Genomic DNA, 19787 nt, shown 5'->3' with positions numbered 1-19787 from the left:
GACGCAAGAACGCCTGCGCCCGCTGTCTCACACTGGTCATCGCCGTCAAAAAAAAACCCGCTTTCGCGGGTTTTTTTATTATGCCAACTGAGGCTGTTCGCTCATCGGCTTGAGCGGCAGCAACGGCGCATGGGGATCGGCCTTGACCGACTTGCGCCAGGCGTCCAGCCACTCTGGGTGCCCTTCGCTCCAGACCTGCTCATGCAGGCGGGCCAAAGCCACCGGGTCGCTCAACAGCTGCACACGTTCGTTGTTGGTCAGACCTTCAGGTCCAACCTTCATCGCGTGCCGCACCCGCTCGATCCGCAGCCATTCGATCGGCTCGGCCTGACGGTGACGGGAAGTCGCCAGCGAGCACGCCAGGGCGTTCTGCTGTGGATCGACCACCGAACGGACGAAGCCGTCGTTCAGCGCATGCCAGCGGTTTTCGTGGGTGTACTGGTCGGTGGCCAGCAAGGCCTGCGGCGGATTGTATTCCTCAGGGATCAGGAACAGGCTCTCGTCGCGGGACTTGAGGCCCAAACCGACGCGGCTGGAAATCACCGACACCGGGATCGACAGCATCAAAGAACCGACAATCGGCACCAGCCACCACAGGAAGCTCGGGTTCAGCCAGATCACCAGCATGGCCCAGAAGAAGCCCAGAAGGGTTTGCGGGCCGTGGCGCTTGACCGCTTCGCTCCACGGCGTGGAGTCGTCGTCACGTTGCGGCGAGTTCCAGGTCGCGGCCCAGCCGAGGAACGCGGCGAGGACGAAGCGGGTGTGGAAGATCATCCGCACCGGCGCCAGCAGCATGGAGAACAGCATCTCCAGCAGCATCGACAGGGTCACCTTGAATTTGCCGCCAAACTCTTTCGCGCCCTTGGCCCAGATCAGGATGATGCTCAACAGCTTCGGCAGGAACAGCAGCACGATAGTGGTCGAGAACAGCGCAATCGCTTTGTCCGGGTGCCATTGTGGCCACAGCGGATAAAGCTGACGCGGTTCGAGGAAGTACTGCGGCTCCATCAGCGTGTTGACCGCCAGCAGCGCGGTCGACAGCACCAGGAAGAAGAACCACAACGGCGCCGACAGGTAAGACATCACACCGGTCAGGAACACCGCACGGTGCACCGGGTGCATGCCCTTGACCAGGAACAGGCGGAAGTTCATCAGGTTGCCGTGGCACCAGCGACGGTCTCGCTTGAGTTCGTCCAACAGGTTTGGCGGCAGTTCTTCGTAGCTGCCCGGCAAGTCGTAGGCAATCCACACACCCCAACCGGCACGGCGCATCAGCGCGGCCTCAACGAAGTCGTGGGACAGGATCGAGCCGGAGAACGCGCCTGTACCGGGCAACGGCGCCAGGGCGCAGTGGTCGATGAACGGCTTCATGCGGATGATCGCGTTGTGGCCCCAGTAGTGCGACTCGCCCAACTGCCAGAAGTGCAGACCGGCGGTGAACAGCGGGCCGTACACACGAGTGGCGAACTGCTGCATGCGCGCATACAGGGTATCCATGCCTGACGCACGTGGCGCGGTCTGGATAATCCCGGCGTCCGGCGTGGCTTCCATCAGGCGCACCAGACTGGTCAGGCACTCGCCGCTCATCACCGAGTCGGCGTCGAGTACGACCATGTACTTGTAGTCACCGCCCCAACGACGGCAGAAGTCATCGAGGTTGCCGCTTTTACGTTTTACGCGACGACGACGGCGGCGATAGAAGATCTTGCCGAAGCCCCCGGCTTCACGGCAGACATCCAGCCAGGCCTGTTGCTCGGCGACACAGATATCGGCGTCGTTACTGTCGCTGAGGACGAAGAAGTCGAAGCGGTCCAGGTCACCCGTGGCCGCGACCGACTCGAAAGTCGCGCGCAAACCGGCGAATACCCGTGGCACGTCTTCGTTGCAGATCGGCATCACCAGGGCGGTGCGCGCATCCTTGGGAATCGGCTCGTTGCCGGCACTTTTACCGGAGATACGGTATTTATCGTGGCCGGTCAGCAATTCGAGGAAGCCCATCAGTGCGGTCCAGAAACCGGCCGATACCCAGCAGAACAGAATCCCGAACAGGATCAGGATGCTGGTCTGCAACGCATACGGCAGCACTTGCGTGGCGGTTTGCAGCAGCGGTTGGTGCAGCACTTCGTTGAGGTCGACGAACGACCAGCCCTGGTACGGCATGATGCCTTTCATGTACCAGCCGGCAACGATGGTCTGGCCGAGCATCAGCAGCAACAGAATGTAGCGACGGATCGAACCCACGGTGCGCCAGCGCGCGGCAGGCAACACCCGTTCGTCCTTCGGCGGCTTCGGCGGGTTGGTTCGACCGGTCATCCGGCGCCAGCCACGCACCAGAATGTTGGTGCGCCACGGCTCCGGCACGACCTTGGTCCGCCGGATCGGCGGGGTCGCCTTGAGGCAGACCCGGCCGTTGGCGTCGAGCGCCAGCATTTCCGCGTCCTGCAGCTCCTCGGCGGTGCTCAGGGTCAGGCGTTTGCCGACCGAAGCCTGGGCGGCTTCGGTCGGGGCATCGAACGTCGATGACGACAGGCGTTCGTGCAATTCGCTGAAAGACTGGCAGCCCGCGAGTTCCGCGCGCTGCTCGTCGGTCATCGGCAGATGCGCCAGATACTCGGAGAGAGTTTCTGGCCGTACTTGAGAGTTACTCATCGGCAGGCAACTGATAGCTCCAGGTTTCGGTCAGGACTTCTTCAGTCGGGGCCGATTCCGGTGTGGCTGGGGCCGCGTCGGCAGCGGCAGGCTGCTTGGCGTCTTTATTGGCCTTGTCCTTGGCCTCTGCAGCAGGCTTCGCTTCAGACTGCTTGGCCTCCGCTTGCTTGGCTTCCTTGTCCGCTTTCTCTTGTTGCTTGGCGGCAACCTTGTCGGCCTTGGCAACCGACGAGTTCGACGACGGGATCGAAGTCTTGGCCAGGTCCGCCGGCACAATATTCTGCACCAGTGCAGCACGCATTTCAGTGGCCTTGCCCGGATCCTTGATCTTCATCCGCAGGGTCAGGCGCCAGCCCTTGGTTTCAGGGTTGTAGCGCACGCTGTTTTCCACCAGTTCGGCGTTGTCGCCGATGCTGACCTGGCTGCGAACTTCCGCATCTGCCGGCAATGCCGCCAGAGACGGGCCTTCGAAGTCCACCAGATAGGCAACGCTGCCGTCCGGCTGACGAATCAGGTTGGACTGTTTGACGTCACCGGTGGAACGCAGGGTCTGTTTGACCCAGGCGCTGTCCGGCGCGTGAATCGTCTCTTCGTCCATGGTCCAGTGCATACGATAAGCGACATCGAGCGGCTGGCCAGGTTCCGGCAATTTTTCCGGGTTCCAGAAGGCAACGATGTTGTCGTTGGTTTCGTCGGCGGTCGGAATCTCGACCAGGTCGACCGTGCCCTTGCCCCAGTCACCCTTCGGCTCGATCCAGGCGCTTGGGCGCTTGTCGTAGCGATCGTCGAGGTCTTCGTAGTGGCTGAAGTCACGGCCACGTTGCAGCAGACCGAATCCGCGCGGGTTTTCCACGCTGAAGTTGCTCACGGCCAGGTGTTTCGGGTTGTTCAGCGGACGCCAGATCCACTCGCCGTTGCCGGCATGGATCGCCAGACCGCTGGAGTCGTGCAGCTCGCGACGGTAGTTCAGTACTTTCGACGGCTGGTTGGCGCCGAACAGGTACATGCTGGTCAACGGGGCGATACCCAGCTTGCCGACCTTGTCACGCAGGAACATCTGCGCCTTGACGTCGACGATGGTATCGCTGCCCGGACGCAAAATAAGGCGATAGGCGCCGGTGGCACGTGGCGAATCCAGCAGGGCGAAGATCACCAGGTGCTTGTCGCCTGGCTTGGGCTGCTGAATCCAGAACTCGCGAAAGCGCGGGAATTCTTCGCCGGACGGCAACGCGGTATCAAGCGCCATGCCGCGAGCGGACAAGCCATAGACGTGACCCTTGCCGACGACGCGGAAGTAGCTCGCGCCGAGCATGGTCATGATTTCGTCTTGCTTGTCGGCCTTGTTGATCGGGTACAGCACACGGAAACCGGCATAACCCAGTTGTTCAGTGGCCTTGGGATCGAACTGCATGTCGCCGAAATCGAAACGACTCGGGTCGTATTTGATCTCTTCGACGGTGTTCGCAGTGATTTCGTTGATTTTCACCGGCGTATCGAAATGCATGCCCTGGTGATAGAAGGACAGCTTGAACGGCGTCTTCTGATCAGCCCATTCGGCTTTTTCCGTCAAAAAGCGAATTTTCTGATAGTCCGCGAATTTCATGTCGCGGAACTCGTTCGGCAGGTTACTGCGCGGCGCTTCGTATTTCTGCCCGGCCAGCTCTTTTGCCTTGGCCGATACATCATCCAGACTAAATGCCCAAAGCTGGCCGGCGCTGAGCAGGCAGAGCAATGCAGAGCCCGCTACCAGGGCGCTGCGTAACCGTTTGGCAGACAATTTTGGTGCGTTACAGGGACTAACAATCACGAGCAACCCTCGCCGAAAACAGATCAAAAAACCAACGGCCAGTTAAAGGGTCTGCACGGTGTACGGTATGAAAAAACCGCCCTTGCAAACCACTCTTGCCAAGTTGGCGAGCATTGTTCCGACTCCGCTGGGGCGAAATGATTCCCCAATCGGATCCGGACAAGTCTCTACCTAAGTCAAAATGGACCAACGAACGCTGATCCCCGTAGCGCGCGATTATCTAGTAGGCCGCGTTACAACGCATCAGGGGTAACAAAGTATTTATCGCGAAAAAGCCCTGCTTTCAGTCGAATTGAGCGTAAAAACTTGTTTCAAACGCTTTCAGGTCTGTAACAGGAAGGTTACCGGGCCATCATTGACCAGGTGCACCTGCATATCCGCGCCGAATCTACCTGATGCCACAGTGCCATGCACCTGTTTCGCTTTGTTTAATAAATAGTCGAATAGCTCCTCGCCCAGCGCCGGAGGGGCCGCAGTCGAAAAACTCGGACGCAGCCCGTTTTTAGTATCGGCAGCCAGAGTGAACTGAGAGACCAGCAGCAGCCCGCCGCCCACATCCGCCAAGGATAGATTCATCTTGCCCTCAGCGTCACTGAACACCCGATAGTTAAGCAGCTTATTGAGAAGTTTGTCGGCGCTGGCCCGCGTGTCGTCGGGCTCGACGGCTACCAGGACCAGCAATCCCTGATCGACGGCACCTACGACTTCGCCCGCGACCTCGACCCGCGCGCCGCGCACCCGTTGCAACAGGCCCTTCATGCTTCTTCAGGCGGCAGGTCAAGCAGTCGCCGGGCCATCAGATTGGCGGCGCGCACCAGCGCGTCGGTGATGCCCGGTTCGGAAGCGGCATGACCGGCATCGCGGATGACCTGCAGTTCGCTGTTCGGCCAGGCTTGATGCAATTCCCAGGCGTTATCCAGCGGGCAGATCACGTCATAGCGACCATGGATGATCACGCCGGGCAAATGGGCGATCTTGTCCATGTTGCGGATCAACTGGTTCGGCTCCAGGAAGGCGTGGTTGCTGAAGTAGTGGCATTCGATGCGGGCAATCGACAATGCACGCTGCGGCTCGGAGAAACGATCGACCACCAGCGGGTTAGGACGCAGGGTCGCGGTGCGGCCCTCCCAGGTGGACCAGGCCTTGGCCGCGTGCATCTGGGCAATCTGGTCGTTGCCGACCAGACGCTTGTGGAACGCGGTAAGCAAGTCATTGCGCTCGTCCAGCGGGATCGGCGCGATGTAGTCCTGCCAGTAATCGGGGAACAGGCGGCTGGCGCCGGACTGGTAGAACCATTCGATTTCCTGCGGACGGCAGAGAAAGATCCCGCGCAGGATCAGACCGTGTACACGTTCAGGATGGGTTTGTGCGTAGGCCAGCGCCAGGGTCGAACCCCATGAGCCGCCAAACAGCACCCATTTGTCGATTCCCAGGTGCTGGCGAATCCGCTCGAGGTCGGCGACCAGATCCCAGGTGGTGTTGTTTTCCAGGCTGGCGTGGGGCGTGGAGCGACCGCAACCGCGCTGATCGAACGTGACAATGCGATAGAGATTGGGATCGAAGAAGCAACGACTCTGGGCATCACATCCGGCACCGGGACCACCATGGATGAACACCACGGGCAAACCTTCCGGTGAACCGCTTTCGTCGACATACAGCGTGTGAGTCTCGTCGACGGCCAGATCGTGCCGGGCGTGGGGTTTGATCTGCGGGTACAAAGTCTGCATTGCGCACTCCGTAAGGGGTCAAGGTCATCCCTGGGGGGACTTCTATTATTCTGCCGTCCGGCATCATAAACCCGAATTACGTCAATGAGCATGCCCGTGCGAAGTCAGAGTTTCGCCGCCAGATATCCGAACAAGGTTTCGTACAGCGTATCGACCTCGGCCACCTGCCCGCGAGCCCGCAAACAGCCATGAACCAAACCCTCGCCGACATATAGCGTGGCAGCCACGCCCGCAGCCTTCAGTCGCTCGGCATACAGCACGCCGTCATCGCGCAACGGGTCGAATTGCGCCACCGCGATCCATGCCGTTGGCAGACCGCTGAAATCCGTGGCGAGCAATGGCATGGCGTAGGCGTTCGGATGACGGGTGCCTTGCAGGTAGAGCGCGTGATAGCAATCGACGTCACTGCTGCTGAGTAACGGCGCGTCGATGCACTCACTGCGCGATGGCAGCCGGTAATCGCCGCCCAATCCCGGATAGATCAGAATCTGCGCGCACGGCAGCGGCTCGCCGGTATCGCGCAGCGCCAGGCACAACGCCGCCGCGAGGTTGCCACCGGCACTGTCGCCGGCCACCAGCATGCGCGCAGGGTCGAGTTGAAACGGCCTGGTGAGCAGTGCTCGCCAGACCTTCAGGCAATCATCGAACCCGGCGGGAAACGGATGCTCCGGCGCCAGGCGGTAATCGACGGCGATCACCCGTACACCCAGTGTCGATGCCAATTCGGCGCAGATGAAATCGTGGGAGTCCAGGCCCCCCACCACCCAGCCACCGCCATGCAGGTAAACGATGCACGACGCACCGCTGGCCGGTGGTTGATAGGAACGAACCGCAACACCGGCCAACTCGAAATCAACCACAGACAACCCGGCAGGGCGCGCCGGGGTAAACGCCCGGCACATCTCGCTGTAAGCCTGGCGCAATCCGGCGATGCTGCTGTCGGTGCTGTTGAAACTGACGGTTTTCTCGACGAATGCCGTCATTTGCTCGGAAAGCGGGTAAGGAGTCATTAGCCTGGTGCCCGTTCAGGGAGATGTGTGGTGACCACCTGTGGGAGCGAGCTTGCTCGCGATAGCGGTAGGACATTCAAAATTGATGTCAACTGATACGCCGCCATCGCGAGCAAGCTCGCTCCCACAGGTCTTGCACAGAGCAGACAGGGGTCAGTTCTTCAGGCTGGCCTGAACCGTCGCCACGCTATCCTTGCCATCGAAGCTGCTGACACCCGCCAGCCAGCGCTGCAAGTCTTCGGGATGGTCACGCAGCCATTTTTTCGCGACATCCTGAGCTGTCTGGCGCTCCATGATCGGCACCATCAACTGGCTTTCCTGGGCGGCGCTGAACGTGAGGTTTTCCAGCAGGCGATTGACGTTCGGGCAACGCTGGGCGTAATCCGGCGCGGTTACGGTGGAAACGGTCGCGGCACCTTCATTCGGCCCATAGACATCTTCGCTGCCGGTCAGGTAGTTGATTTTCATGTTGATGTTCATCGGGTGCGGGGTCCAGCCGACGAACACCACGAATTCCTTGCGATTCACCGCCCGCTGCACGGCCGCCAGCATCCCGGCCTCACCGGACTCGATCAGTTTGAAATCCTTCAGGCCGAAGTGATTGGTCTCGATCATGGTCTTGATCGTGGTGTTGGCGCCGCTGCCCGGCTCGATGCCGTAGATCTTGCCACCTAGCTGATCCTTGAATCTGGCGATGTCGGCGAAGGTTTTCAGCCCGGCCGCCGCCACATAGTCCGGGACCGCGAGGGTGGCCTGGGCATCGGCCAGGCTCGGGTTGTCCATGACCTTGACCTGATTGGCAGCTACGAACGGTGCGATGTTTTTATCCATCGCCGGTTTCCAGTAACCAAGGAAGATGTCCAGGCGGTTGTCGCGGATGCCGGCGAAGATGATTTGCTGCACGGCGCTGGTTTGCTTGCTTTCATAGCCAAGACCGTTGAGCAGCACATCGGCCATGCCACTGGTGGCGATCACGTCGGTCCAGTTGACCACGCCCATGCGCACGGTTTTGCAGGAAGCGTCGTCCGCGGCCATGGCGCCGGCGCTCAACAGAGCGGTGCCGCAGAAGATTGAGAGACAGCGGGTGAACAGACCTTTGGGGCTTGTCATAGAGAGCATTCTCGTGCGGCAGCGGATTATTGTCGGGGCGGTGTCTTTGTGCACCGTGGCCAGAACATTACGCAGCAGACGAGCGGTAGAAGCGAACTGTGGCGACCGTGTTTTGCACGGTGGCGACTGTCATGAGCAGATATTGAGGCATATGAAAACCTGTGGGAGCGAGCTTGCTCGCGATGAGGCCATGACATTCAACATTGATGTTGCCTGCCAGGCCGCCATCGCGAGCAAGCTCGCTCCCACAAGTTATGCGGCAGGTTAGCGGTTGTAGTGCTTCTCGCCCCAGGCCAACAACCCTTGCAGCAACTCCTTCAACACCACCCGCGTCGGCTCCGCCAGGTCCGGGCGATAACGGAACGGCTCGAACTCCTCCATATACGTGCACTGCCCCAGCTCCAGCTGCACGGCGTGGATGTTCTCGGCCGGATTGCCGTAATGACGGGTGATGTGCCCGCCCTTGAAGCGCCCGTTGAGCACGTGGGTGTAATTGTCGTGAAGCGCGCAGATCGCTTCCAGTTGGGTCGCAAGCTGTGGATCGCAACTGGCGCCATTGAAGGTACCAAGGTTGAAGTCCGGCAGTTTACCGTCGAACAGGTGCGGGATCAGCGAGCGGATCGAGTGCGCATCGAACAGCAGCGCATAGCCGAACTCGGCCTTCAATCGCGCCAGTTCCTGCTGCAGGGTGCTGTGGTAAGGCGTCCAGATCTGTTCCAGATAGGTCGCACGCTCTTCTTTCGAAGGCTCCAGCCCTTCGCGGAACAATGGCACGCCGTCGAACAGCGTCGCCGGGTACAGGCCCGTGGTTGCGCCCACGTACAGTGGCTTGTCGTCGGACGGCCGGTTAAGGTCGATGACGAACCGCGAGTACTCGGCGGCCAGGGTACTGGCGCCCAGTTCAGCGGCGAAATCGTACAACTGCGGGATATGCCAGTCGGTGTCCGGCAGGCTTTTTGCCTGCGGGATCAACCCGGCTTCGACCGCTGGCGTCAGGCGCACACCGGCGTGTGGCATGCTGATCAGCAGCGGCACGCGGCCTTGTTTGAAGTTCAGAACCTTATCCACAACAGATCTCCTACAGACTTGATTCGACGCCGTGGCGCACGACGCGTTTTTCCAGATCGCCGCCCAGCCAGTAACAGAGGTCGGCCGGACGATCGATTTGCCAGGCGACGAAATCCGCAACCTTGCCCGCCTCCAGCGAACCATGGGTGTCGGCCATGCCCAAGGCCGTGGCGGCGTGAATCGTCGCGCCGGCCAGGGCTTCTTCCGGGGTCATGCGAAAACAGGTGCAAGCCATGTTCAGCATCAGGCGCAACGACAGTGCCGGCGAGGTGCCCGGATTGAGGTCGCTGGCGATGGCGATTTTCACACCGTGCTTGCGCAAGGCATCCATCGGCGGCAATTGGGTTTCGCGCAGGAAGTAAAAGGCGCCGGGCAACAGCACGGCAACCGTACCGGACTTGGCCATGGCAATGGCGTCGTCCTCGGTCATGAACTCCAGGTGATCGGCGGACAGCGCGTGATAACGCGCCGCCAGGCTCGAGCCATGCAGCGACGACAACTGCTCGGCGTGCAGCTTCACTGGCAGGCCCAGTTTCTGGGCGGTAATGAACACCCGCTCGACCTGCGCCGGAGAGAACGCCAGGTACTCGCAGAACGCGTCCACCGCGTCCACCAATCCCTCGGCGGCCAAGGCCGGGAGCATGTCGGCGCAGATGTGATCGATATAGTCGTCAGCGCGGTCCTTGTACTCCGGCGGCAGGGCATGAGCCGCCAGGCAGGTGCTGCGCACGCTGACCGGCAGTTCGGTGCCGAGGCGACGGGCCACACGCAGCATCTTGCGCTCGTTGGCCAGGTCCAGGCCGTAGCCGGACTTGATTTCGATGCTGGTGACGCCGTCGCGCATCAGGCTTTTCAGACGCTTGGCGGCACTGGCGAACAGTTCGTCTTCGCTGGCCGCGCGGGTGGCGCGCACGGTGCTGGCGATACCGCCGCCGCTGGCGGCGATTTGCGCGTAGCTGACGCCTTGCAGGCGCTGTTCGAATTCACCGCTGCGGTTACCGCCGAACACCGTATGAGTGTGGCAGTCGATCAGGCCCGGTGTGACCCAGGCCCCGCTCAAGTCGTTGACGGCCGGGTACTCGCCCGCCGGTAACTCACCGCGCGGGCCGATCCACTCAATGTGCGCTCCTGACGTCACGATGGCCGCGTCCTCGATGATCGAGTAGACGCCTTGTACCATGGTTGCGACGTGGCAGTGTTGCCAGAGAGTTTTCATCCTTGGCCTCCATTAGGTTATCGATGAGAAAAAACAGGGTCCTGTGTCACCAGGGCTGCCTGGCCCGCCGCCGGTTTCACCCACGTCAGGTAAGCCAGCACCAGCAGCACGATCCAGACCACGCCGACGATCAGCGCTGCCTGGGTGTCCGGGAAATAGCCCAGCACGCCGAAAATGAACAGCATGAAGGCAATCGCCGCCGCCGGCGCATAGGGCCAGAGCGGTACCGGGAATTTCAATTGTGCAACCTGCTCGGCGCTCATGGACCGGCGCATGGCCACTTGGGTCACCAGAATCATCAGCCAGACCCACACCGTGGCAAAGGTCGCGATGGAAGCGATCAACAGGAACACGTTTTCCGGGATCAAAAAGTTCAGCAACACGCCCAGCAGCAGCGCGGCGCTCATCACCACCACGGTCATCCATGGCACGCCATTGCGCGACAGGCGCGCGAAGCCCTTGGGTGCATGCCCTTGCTGGGCCAGACCGAACATCATGCGGCCAGCGCCGAAGATGTCACTGTTGATCGCCGAAATCGCCGCCGTGATCACCACGATATTGAGGATGGTGGCCGCCGAGCTGATGCCCAGCTTGTCGAAAATCTGCACGAACGGGCTGCCCTGGCTGCCGATCTGCTGCCATGGAAAGATCGACATCAGCACCAGCATCGTCAGCACGTAAAACAGCAGGATCCGCAACGGTACGGCATTGATCGCCCGGGGCAGCACGTGTTGCGGGTCTTTGGCCTCACCTGCCGTTACGCCGATGATTTCAATACCGCCAAACGCAAACATCACCACCGCGAACGAAGCAATCAGACCGCCCATGCCATTGGGCATGAAGCCACCCTGGGTCCAGAGGTTGCTGATGTCGGTCGCCTGGCCAGGGGCCGAGCTGATGCCGAACAGCATGATGCCGAAACCGCCCAGGATCATCGCGACGATGGCCGCGACCTTGAGCAGCGACAGCCAGAACTCCATTTCACCGAAGACTTTGACGTTGCACAGGTTCAAGCCGCCGACGATGGAAACGACACCCAGCACCCAGATCCAGCGGGAGACCTCCGGAAACCAGAAGCCCATGTAAATACCAAATGCCGTGACGTCGGCCATGCCGACGATGACCATTTCGAATGCGTAGGTCCAACCGAGGATGAAGCCCGCCATCGGCCCAAGATAGGTACTGGCGTATTGGCCAAAGGAACCGGCCACCGGGTTGTGCACCGCCATCTCACCGAGGGCGCGCATGACCATGAACACGGCCGCACCACCTATCAGGTAAGCGAGCAGTACTGCAGGCCCGGCCATTTGAATGGCCGAGGCAGATCCATAAAACAGCCCGGTGCCGATCGCCGACCCCAGCGCCATGAAGCGAATATGTCGGGCAGAGAGCCCGCGTTTCAAACCTTTTTCTGGCTGTTGCATTTCTCGTCCCTAATTATTGTTATTCGACGCAAAATCGAATCGCGAGCAAGCTCGCTCCCACATAGGATTGCATGAAACCTGTGGGAGCGAGCCTGCTCGCGAAGGGGCTATTACAGGCTCGGCAGCAACTTCGTCGTCACCAGTTCGTTCAGGCAACGCGAGGCCAACAATTCAGACGCCGCATTGATGTCCGGCGCGAAGAAGCGGTCTTTCTCATAGAAAGGCACTTCGTTACGCAAAATGCCCCGAGCCTTTTCCAGTTTCGGCGAAGTCTTCAGGCCGTTGCGCAGGTCCAGGCCCTGGACTGCCGCCAGCCATTCCACGGCGAGAATCCCACGGGTGTTCTCGGCCATTTCCCACAGACGCTTGCCAGCCGCCGGAGCCATCGATACGTGGTCTTCCTGGTTGGCGGAAGTCGGCAGGCTGTCCACCGAATGCGGATGGGACAGCGCCTTGTTCTCGCTGGCCAGTGCCGCCGCGGTCACTTGGGCGATCATGAAGCCGGAGTTCACGCCACCGTTGGCCACCAGGAACGGCGGCAGTTGCGACATGTGCTTGTCCATCATCAGTGAGATACGGCGTTCGCTCAGGGAGCCGATTTCAGCGATGGCCAATGCCATGTTGTCAGCGGCCATGGCCACCGGCTCGGCGTGGAAGTTGCCACCGGAGATCACGTCGCCTTCAGCGGCGAACACCAACGGGTTGTCCGACACGGCGTTGGCTTCGATCGCCAGCACTTCAGCCGCTTGACGGAACTGGGTCAGGCACGCGCCCATGACTTGTGGCTGGCAACGCAGGGAGTACGGGTCTTGTACTTTCTCGCAGTTTTCATGGGAGTCGGAGACTTCGCTGCGCTCGCCCAGCAGATCGCGGTACGCGGCGGCGGCGTCGATCTGGCCTTTCTGGCCACGGGCAGCGTGGATGCGTGCGTCGAACGGTGAGCGCGAACCCAGCACCGCTTCAACAGTCAGGCCACCCAGGGCCAAGGCACCAGCGAACAGATCTTCACCTTCGAAAAGGCCACGCAGGGCAAACGCGGTGGAGACTTGAGTGCCGTTGAGCAGCGCCAAACCTTCTTTGGCGGCCAGGGTCAGCGGGGTCAGACCGGCGACTTTCAACGCTTCGGTGGCTTCCATCCACTCGCCTTTGTAGCGCGCCTTGCCTTCGCCCAGCAGCACCAGCGACATGTGCGCCAGAGGCGCCAGGTCACCGGACGCACCGACCGAACCTTTCAGAGGAATGTGCGGGTACACCTCGGCGTTGATCAGGGCGATCAGTGCATCGATCACCACACGACGGATGCCGGAGAAACCACGGCTCAGGCTGTTGACCTTGAGCACCATGATCAGACGCACCAGCTCATCGCTGATCGGCTGGCCGACACCGGCGGCGTGGGACAGTACCAGCGAGCGCTGCAGGTTTTCCAGATCTTCGCTGGCGATGCGGGTCGAGGCCAGCAGGCCGAAACCGGTGTTGATGCCGTAGGCGGTGCGGTTCTCGGCGAGGATCTGTTCCACGCAGGCAACGCTGGCTTCGATCTGGGCCGAGGCGCTGTGGTCGAGGGTCAGTTTCACCGGCTGCTGATAGACGTCACGCAGTTGGGCGAGGGCCAGTTGGCCGGGAATCAGGTTTAGCGCAGTCATTTTGTGCTCCTTTTGAGAGTTGTTGTTAACTCACCAGACGCTCCGGAGATGTCCGTTGTCCGTCGCGTCTGCCTTTTGGGGAGACGCGCCTTGGCACGCTGGTGTTGTTGAAATCAGTTCAGGTTAGGAAAAGCGTTGTGCAGCAAAATCGGGTCTTTCAATACCGCGGCAGCGGCGGCGATGTCCGGTGCCAACCAGCGATCCTGGTCGTAGGGGGCAACGTGCTCACGCAGCAGACGCCAGGCAGCATCGGTGCCTGCGCCAAAGCGTTGTTCTTTGAGGAACTCGAACGCCTGGGCCGCCAGCAAATACTCAATGGCGAGGATCTGCGTGCAGTTTTCCAGCGCGCGGTGCAGCTTCAGCGCGGCGTTGGTGCCCAGGCTCAGGTGATCTTCCTGCAGGCCCGAGGTCACGTAGTTATCCAGCACCGCCGGTTGCGCCAGTTGACGATTCTCCGCGCACAGTGAAGCGGCCACGTATTGCACGATCATCATCCCGGAGTTCACCCCCGGATTGGCCACCAGGAAGGCCGGCAGGCCACTGACATGCGGGTTGATCAAGCGGTCCAGGCGACGCTCGGCGATGGAGCCGATTTCCGCCATGGCAATCGCCAGCAGGTCCGCCGCCATTGCCACGGACTGGCCGTGGGGGTTGGCCTGGGACACCACGCGGTAATTGTCTGCGGTGCCCAGCACCAGCGGGTTGTCGGTGGCGCCGTTGAGTTCGGTTTCGATCTGTTTGGTCGCATGCACCAGTTGATCGCGTGCGGCGCCGTGCACCTGCGGGATCGAGCGGATGCTCAGGGCATCTTGCGTACGAATGCCTTTGCTCTGGGCGATCACTTCGCTGCCGTCGAGCAAGGCTCGCAAGTTGATCCCGACCTTTTGCATGCCCGGGTGCGGCTTGAGCGCGATGATCTCGGCATCGAACGCGTCGATCTGCCCACGCTGGGCTTCGAAGCTCATGGCACCAATCACGTCGGCCCATTCCAGCAGGCGCGTAGCATCGGCAATGGCCAGGCAGCTCAGGCCGGTCATGCACGGTGTGCCGTTGACCAGGCACAAACCGTCCTTGGCGCCGAGCTTGACTGGTTGCAGGCCCTCTTCGGCCAGCGCTTGCTGCGCGGAAACGATCTGACCGCGATAGCTGACATTGCCGACGCCCAGCAGGGCGATGCCGATGTGGGCCATGTGGGTCAGATAGCCCACGGAACCCTGGGACGGCACTTGCGGGGTGATGCCACGGTTGAGCAGCGCCAGCAGTGCTTCGACGACCTGACGGTGCAGACCGGATTTGCCGTGGCTGTAGTTGACGATGGCGGCGCACATGATCGAGCGGGTCTGCTCGTTGCTCAGCGCTGCACCCACGCCGCAAGCGTGGCTGAGCAAGGTGTTGCGCGACAACTGGCTGAGTTGTTCGTCCTGCAGCGAGACGTTGCACAGCGCACCCAAGCCGGTGTTGATGCCGTAGGCACGTTCGCCGCTGGTGACGATGCGCTGGACGATGGCCTGCGCGTTTTCGATGCGCGCCCAGATCGGCGCCGACAGTTCAAGCTGTGCGCCATGACGGGCAACGGCGACCACATCCTGCCAGCTTACCTGCGCTTCGGTGATAACGATTTTTTCAGCCTGGGACATCTTCAACCTCTGCGTACAAACCTGAATATTGATGCAGCTTTTCCGGCCTCATCGCGAGCAAGCTCGCTCCCACAGGTTTTGTGAACACCGGGGACCCACTGTGGGAGCGAGTTTGCTCCGGGCGGCGTTCCGACGATGAGGCCGGCACAGCCGGCACAAACCTTTTAAACCACCGCCGCCCGACGCTGCACAAAGCGGTCGACATATTCATCCGCCGGCGAGTGCAGGATCTCTCTCGGCGTGCCGACCTGGATCAGGCGGCCGTCCTTGAGGATCGCGATGCGGTTGCCGATGCGCACGGCCTCGTCGAGGTCGTGGGTGATGAAAACGATGGTCTTGTGCAGGGTCTTTTGCAGCTCCAGCAACTGGTCTTGCATCTCGGCGCGGATCAGCGGGTCGAGGGCGCTGAACGCTTCGTCCATCAGGATGATGTCGGTGTCTGCCGCCAGGGCACGGGCCAGGCCCACACGCTGACGCATGCCGCCGGAAAGCTGGTGCGGGTATTTGTTTTCGTAGCCCTTGAGGCCCACGGTGTTGATCCAGTGCAGCGCGCGCTCGGCGCACATGGCTTTGCTTTCGCCACGGATTTTCAGGCCGTAGGCGACGTTGTCCAGCACGCTCTTGTGCGGCAACAGACCGAAGCTCTGGAACACCATGCTGATCTTGCGCCGACGAAACTCGCGCAGGGCTTCCATGTCGTATTGCAGGATGTCCACGCCGTCCACCAGGATCGCGCCGCTGGTCGGGTCGATCAGGCGGTTGAAGTGGCGGACCAGGGTCGACTTGCCGGAACCCGACAGGCCCATGATCACGAAGATCTCGCCGCTGCCGATGCTCAGCGACAGGTCGTTCACGCCCACCACGCAGCCGGTTTCGGCCAGCACCTGGTCCTTGGTCTTGCCCTGGCCGACCATGGCCAGCGCGTCCTTGGCACGGTTGCCGAAAATCTTGAAGACGTTTTTGACTTCGATCTTGCTCACGGTTGCGTTGTTCATTTGCTCACCTCATGCCGTGCGCGACCGTACGCCTGTGTAATGCGGTCGATCACCACAGCCAGAATCACGATCGCCAGACCGGCTTCAAGGCCGCGTCCGACGTTGAGGGTCTGAATCCCCACCAGCACGTCTTCACCCAGACCACGGGCACCGATCATCGAGGCGATCACCACCATCGACAGGGCCATCATGGTGGTCTGGTTGATCCCGGCCATGATGCTCGGCAGGGCCAGCGGCAGTTGCACGCCGAACAGTTGCTGCCAGCGGTTGGCACCGAAGGCGTTGATCGCTTCCATCACTTCGCCGTCGACCTGGCGAATGCCCAGATCGGTCAGGCGGATCAGCGGCGGCGCGGCGTAGATCACGGTAGCGAAAATCGCCGGGACCTTGCCCAGGCCGAACAGCATCAGCACCGGAATCAGGTACACGAAGCTCGGCATGGTCTGCATGATGTCCAGCAACGGCATCAGCACCGAACGCAGGCGGTTGCTGCGCGCCGAGAGAATGCCCAGCGGAATGCCGATCAACACCGAAATGATCGTCGCCACCATCATTAGCGCCAGAGTCTGCATCAGCTTGTCCCAGAGGCCGACCGCACCCACCAGGAACAGCAAGCCGACAATGACGGCGGTGGTCACGACCTTGCGGGTCGCGTGCCAGGCCACACCGGCCACGATCGCCAGCATCAGCCACCAGGGCGCCGCACGCAGCAGGCTTTCGAGATTGACGATGGCCCACAACAGGGTGTCGGAGATGTGCCGGAACACGTCGCCGTAGTTGGTGACCAGCGAATCGACCCAACCGTTGACCCAGTCGGCGATGGAAAAGGTAAAGCTTTCGGGAAACATAAGAGACTCTCAATCAAGGGGTTGCGATCAAGCTTCCGGCTGCCGCTTTTGGCAGCCGGAGAGGCCCAACCTACAAGGCCGCGTCGATTTTCTTGGCTGCGTCTTCGCTCACCCATGCGTGCCAGACTTCAGGATGTTCCTTCAGGAAGATCTTGGCCAGTTTTGGTGATTCGATCCGCTCTTTGGTCATGCGCCCCAGGTTCTGGTTCAGCAGGTCGATTGGCACGTTGACCTTTTCCAGCACGGCTACCAGTTCTGGTGCTTCGTCGTGGAAAGTCTTGGACAGACCGACCTTGATATCCACGGTCTTGTTCACGCCTGGCTTCTCTTCGAGTTTCACCACATCAACCTGACCCATCAGCGGCGTTGGCGACCAGTAGTAGAACAGGATCGGCTCGCCACGCTTGTAGCTCGACAGCACGGCGGCATCCAGCGCCGGGCCGGTGCCTGGGCGGAAGTTGGTGTAGGTGCTTTCCAGGCCGTAGCTTTTCAGCATTTCGCTGTTGTCCAGCTCACAGGTCCAGCCGGCCGGGCAGTTGTAGAAACGGCCCTTGGATGGCTCTTCGGCGTCCTTGAAGATCGCCGAGTATTTGCCCAGGTCAGCAATGTGTTTCAAGTCCGGGGCCTTGGCTTCCAGCTTGCGCTTGGCGTCGCCTTCGATCACGTAGCGCGGTACGTACCAGCCTTCGACGGCACCCACCACTGGCGCGCCGACACCGACGACCTTGCCGGCCTTCTCAGCCTTGTTCCAGACTTCGCTGCGGCCGACCCACTCTTCGGCAAACACCTGGATGTCGTTGCTGCTCAGGGCGTTTTCCATGGTGATGGAGTTGCCCGGCAGGCTGTCGGTCTTGCAGTCGTAGCCTTTCTCCAGCACGACCTGCAGCACGTCGGTCAGGAGCATGGCGCTTTCCCAGTTCAGGCCGGCGAATTTCACAGGTTTCCCCGACTCGCACCAACCCGCCGCCTGAGTGGCGCCGGCGCTGGCCAGCAGGCCCATGGAAAGCAATGTGGTCAGCAGGGTCTTGTTCGATTTCATTGTTGTGACGCTCCTAATCATGAGTTGGCTTACGGCAGTCAAGAGGCATCCAGCCCTGTCCACGTCCAATCAGGCCTGCGCCGCAGCGCGACCCACATTCAGCTTTTGTTCGGTGATCGCGCCCTGCTCGACCGGCAGGATCAAACGATCAGGCACTGTGCCGTGCCATTTTTTTGCACACAGGTAATACAGGGCTGCGGGAAGCAGCAGACCGATGATCCAGGAAATATCCACATCACCCAGGGCCGCCACCAGCGGACCGGTATAGAACTTGGTGGAGATGAACGGCAGTTGCACCAGCACACCGAACACATAGACGCTGATACCGAGAAGGTTCCAACGACCGTAGCGACCATTCGGATCGGCCAGCGCCGGTACGTCATAGCGCTCGCGAGTGATGCAGTAGTAGTCCACCAGGTTGATCGCGCTCCAAGGTGTAAAGAACGCCAGCAGGAAAAGGATGAAGGACTTGAACGCACCGAGGAACGAGTGCTGACCGAGCAACGCCATGAGGGTCGCAGCCCCGACGATGACCAGCACGAACACCAGACGCTGCAAGCGCGTTACCTTCAGGTCACCCCGGAAACCGCTGATGATGGTCGCAATGCACATGAAGCTGCCGTAGGAGTTCAGCGTGGAGATGGTGACCTTGCCGAACGCGATGCTGAAGTACAGCAGCGCAGCGGTGGCACCGGTACCACCCAGACCAACGATGTAGGCCACTTCGTGGCCGGCGTATTGCCCGTTGGCCGAAGCGGCAGCGAACACGCCGAGGACCATCGCCACCTGTGCACCAATGACCGAACCTGCGCCAGCGGCGAAAAAGGTTTTTACCGAAGAAATCTTGCTCGGCAGGTAGCGAGAATAGTCAGCCACATAAGGGCCGAAGGCGATCTGCCAGGACGCTGCGAGCGACACCGCGAGCAAGAAACTGCTCCAGCTGAAGTGGCGGATTTGCAACAGTGCGCCAATGTCAACCTGGCTCATCAGACGACTGAACAGATAAACAAAGGCAATCACGCCAATGACACTGGCAACACGGCCGATCCAATGGATCACCCGATAGCCGAGCACCGTAACCAACACGATGACACTGGCGAAAAGGAGGATACCGACGGTGTCGCTGACGCCAAACAACTGGCCCAGCGCCTGGCCGGATAACACGGTTCCCGTTGCGGTGAAACCCAGGTACATCAAGCAGACCAGCACGATCGGGATGGCCGCGCCGTACACGCCGAACTGTACCCGACTGGAAATCATCTGTGGAAGGCCAAGCTTGGGGCCTTGCGCCGCATGCAGCGCCATCACGCCGCCACCCAGTAATTGACCGATCAACAGACCGATCAATGACCAGAACACATCACCGCCAAGCACCACCGCCAAGGCACCGGTGACAATCGCGGTGATTTGCAGGTTGGCACCCATCCACAGGGTGAACTGGCTCAACAGACGACCGTGTCTTTCCGCTTCCGGGATGTAGTCGATCGAGCGCTTCTCGATCAACGGTTTACTGCCTGCACGTTCGCTGTTAACAGCCATGGTTCAACCTCTGTGGATTGTTCTGGGAATTCACGGTGAAACTGCTTGTGGGCTTTGCTTTCTGTGGGAGCGAGC

General features: G+C 60.8%; 15 protein-coding genes. All 15 read right to left on the bottom strand.

From position 1 onward, the window contains the following. Positions 1-78: 78 nt before the first annotated feature. The 15 genes from mdoH to AC1DU9_RS00930 all read right to left on the bottom strand — a co-directional run bounded on the left by mdoH (position 79) and on the right by AC1DU9_RS00930 (position 19712). Positions 79-2649: a glucans biosynthesis glucosyltransferase MdoH gene (gene mdoH / locus AC1DU9_RS01000; protein ID WP_223457799.1), complete on the bottom strand. Its 2571-nt coding sequence runs from the start codon at positions 2647-2649 to the stop codon at positions 79-81. Continuing rightward, complete coding sequence (locus AC1DU9_RS00995) at positions 2642-4456, bottom strand: glucan biosynthesis protein G (RefSeq protein WP_317851110.1); 1815 nt, start codon at positions 4454-4456, stop codon at positions 2642-2644. The genes mdoH and AC1DU9_RS00995 overlap by 8 nt, the downstream gene beginning before the upstream one ends. A 321-nt stretch (positions 4457-4777) precedes the next feature. Further along, positions 4778-5215 carry a D-aminoacyl-tRNA deacylase gene (gene dtd, locus AC1DU9_RS00990; RefSeq protein ID WP_223457803.1) on the bottom strand — a complete coding sequence of 146 codons (438 nt, stop codon included), beginning with the start codon at positions 5213-5215 and terminating at the stop codon, positions 4778-4780. After that, complete coding sequence (gene pip / locus AC1DU9_RS00985; RefSeq protein WP_223457804.1) at positions 5212-6183, bottom strand: prolyl aminopeptidase; 972 nt, start codon at positions 6181-6183, stop codon at positions 5212-5214. Before pip ends, dtd begins: the two co-directional genes overlap by 4 nt. A 104-nt stretch (positions 6184-6287) precedes the next feature. Further along, positions 6288-7193, bottom strand: coding sequence for an alpha/beta hydrolase (locus tag AC1DU9_RS00980; RefSeq protein ID WP_223457805.1), 906 nt, complete (start codon positions 7191-7193; stop codon positions 6288-6290). A 153-nt stretch (positions 7194-7346) separates the two neighbouring features. After that, entirely contained in the window at positions 7347-8303 is a 957-nt protein-coding gene (gene choX, locus AC1DU9_RS00975; protein WP_223457806.1) for a choline ABC transporter substrate-binding protein, read from the bottom strand. A gap of 264 nt (positions 8304-8567) precedes the next feature. Beyond that, positions 8568-9371, bottom strand: a complete 804-nt coding sequence (gene hutG / locus AC1DU9_RS00970; protein WP_223457807.1) for an N-formylglutamate deformylase — start codon at positions 9369-9371, stop codon at positions 8568-8570. A 10-nt stretch (positions 9372-9381) separates the two neighbouring features. Then, entirely contained in the window at positions 9382-10587 is a 1206-nt protein-coding gene (hutI, locus tag AC1DU9_RS00965; protein ID WP_223457808.1) for an imidazolonepropionase, read from the bottom strand. A 17-nt stretch (positions 10588-10604) separates the two neighbouring features. Continuing rightward, complete coding sequence (locus tag AC1DU9_RS00960; protein WP_223457809.1) at positions 10605-12011, bottom strand: amino acid permease; 1407 nt, start codon at positions 12009-12011, stop codon at positions 10605-10607. Positions 12012-12121: 110 nt separating this feature from the next. Beyond that, positions 12122-13654, bottom strand: coding sequence for a histidine ammonia-lyase (hutH, locus tag AC1DU9_RS00955; RefSeq protein ID WP_223457810.1), 1533 nt, complete (start codon positions 13652-13654; stop codon positions 12122-12124). Positions 13655-13767: 113 nt separating this feature from the next. Continuing rightward, positions 13768-15291 (bottom strand): histidine ammonia-lyase, encoded by a 1524-nt coding sequence (gene hutH / locus AC1DU9_RS00950; RefSeq protein ID WP_223457811.1) that lies wholly within the window; start codon positions 15289-15291, stop codon positions 13768-13770. A 164-nt stretch (positions 15292-15455) separates the two neighbouring features. Continuing rightward, on the bottom strand, positions 15456-16286 hold the full coding sequence (locus AC1DU9_RS00945) for a quaternary amine ABC transporter ATP-binding protein (RefSeq protein WP_007975542.1): 831 nt from the start codon (positions 16284-16286) through the stop codon (positions 15456-15458). Continuing rightward, positions 16283-17134: an ABC transporter permease gene (locus AC1DU9_RS00940; RefSeq protein ID WP_103396924.1), complete on the bottom strand. Its 852-nt coding sequence runs from the start codon at positions 17132-17134 to the stop codon at positions 16283-16285. Before AC1DU9_RS00940 ends, AC1DU9_RS00945 begins: the two co-directional genes overlap by 4 nt. A 70-nt stretch (positions 17135-17204) precedes the next feature. Next, a complete protein-coding gene (locus AC1DU9_RS00935) occupies positions 17205-18173 on the bottom strand; it encodes an ABC transporter substrate-binding protein (protein WP_223457813.1) in 969 nt (322 codons plus the stop codon). Between the two features lie 69 nt (positions 18174-18242). Further along, positions 18243-19712 (bottom strand): purine-cytosine permease family protein, encoded by a 1470-nt coding sequence (locus AC1DU9_RS00930; RefSeq protein WP_223457815.1) that lies wholly within the window; start codon positions 19710-19712, stop codon positions 18243-18245. Positions 19713-19787 lie beyond the last annotated feature (75 nt).

The organism is Pseudomonas sp. P4_C1, from assembly GCF_056402155.1.
The sequence above is the reverse complement of the archived record's forward strand: the minus strand, read 5'-3'. Positions and strand labels throughout refer to the sequence as shown.

Excerpts from the sequence above, each read along its gene's own strand:
- hutI (WP_223457808.1), bottom strand. The coding sequence starts at position 10,587 with ATGAAAACTCTCTGGCAACACTGCCACGTCGCAACCATGGTACAAGGC.
- AC1DU9_RS00980 (WP_223457805.1), bottom strand. The coding sequence starts at position 7,193 with ATGACTCCTTACCCGCTTTCCGAGCAAATGACGGCATTCGTCGAGAAA.
- mdoH (WP_223457799.1), bottom strand. The coding sequence starts at position 2,649 with ATGAGTAACTCTCAAGTACGGCCAGAAACTCTCTCCGAGTATCTGGCG.
- AC1DU9_RS00935 (WP_223457813.1), bottom strand. The coding sequence starts at position 18,173 with ATGAAATCGAACAAGACCCTGCTGACCACATTGCTTTCCATGGGCCTG.
- hutH (WP_223457811.1), bottom strand. The coding sequence starts at position 15,291 with ATGTCCCAGGCTGAAAAAATCGTTATCACCGAAGCGCAGGTAAGCTGG.
- AC1DU9_RS00940 (WP_103396924.1), bottom strand. The coding sequence starts at position 17,134 with ATGTTTCCCGAAAGCTTTACCTTTTCCATCGCCGACTGGGTCAACGGT.
- dtd (WP_223457803.1), bottom strand. The coding sequence starts at position 5,215 with ATGAAGGGCCTGTTGCAACGGGTGCGCGGCGCGCGGGTCGAGGTCGCG.
- hutH (WP_223457810.1), bottom strand. The coding sequence starts at position 13,654 with ATGACTGCGCTAAACCTGATTCCCGGCCAACTGGCCCTCGCCCAACTG.
- choX (WP_223457806.1), bottom strand. The coding sequence starts at position 8,303 with ATGACAAGCCCCAAAGGTCTGTTCACCCGCTGTCTCTCAATCTTCTGC.
- AC1DU9_RS00945 (WP_007975542.1), bottom strand. The coding sequence starts at position 16,286 with ATGAACAACGCAACCGTGAGCAAGATCGAAGTCAAAAACGTCTTCAAG.
- AC1DU9_RS00930 (WP_223457815.1), bottom strand. The coding sequence starts at position 19,712 with ATGGCTGTTAACAGCGAACGTGCAGGCAGTAAACCGTTGATCGAGAAG.
- AC1DU9_RS00960 (WP_223457809.1), bottom strand. The coding sequence starts at position 12,011 with ATGCAACAGCCAGAAAAAGGTTTGAAACGCGGGCTCTCTGCCCGACAT.
- pip (WP_223457804.1), bottom strand. The coding sequence starts at position 6,183 with ATGCAGACTTTGTACCCGCAGATCAAACCCCACGCCCGGCACGATCTG.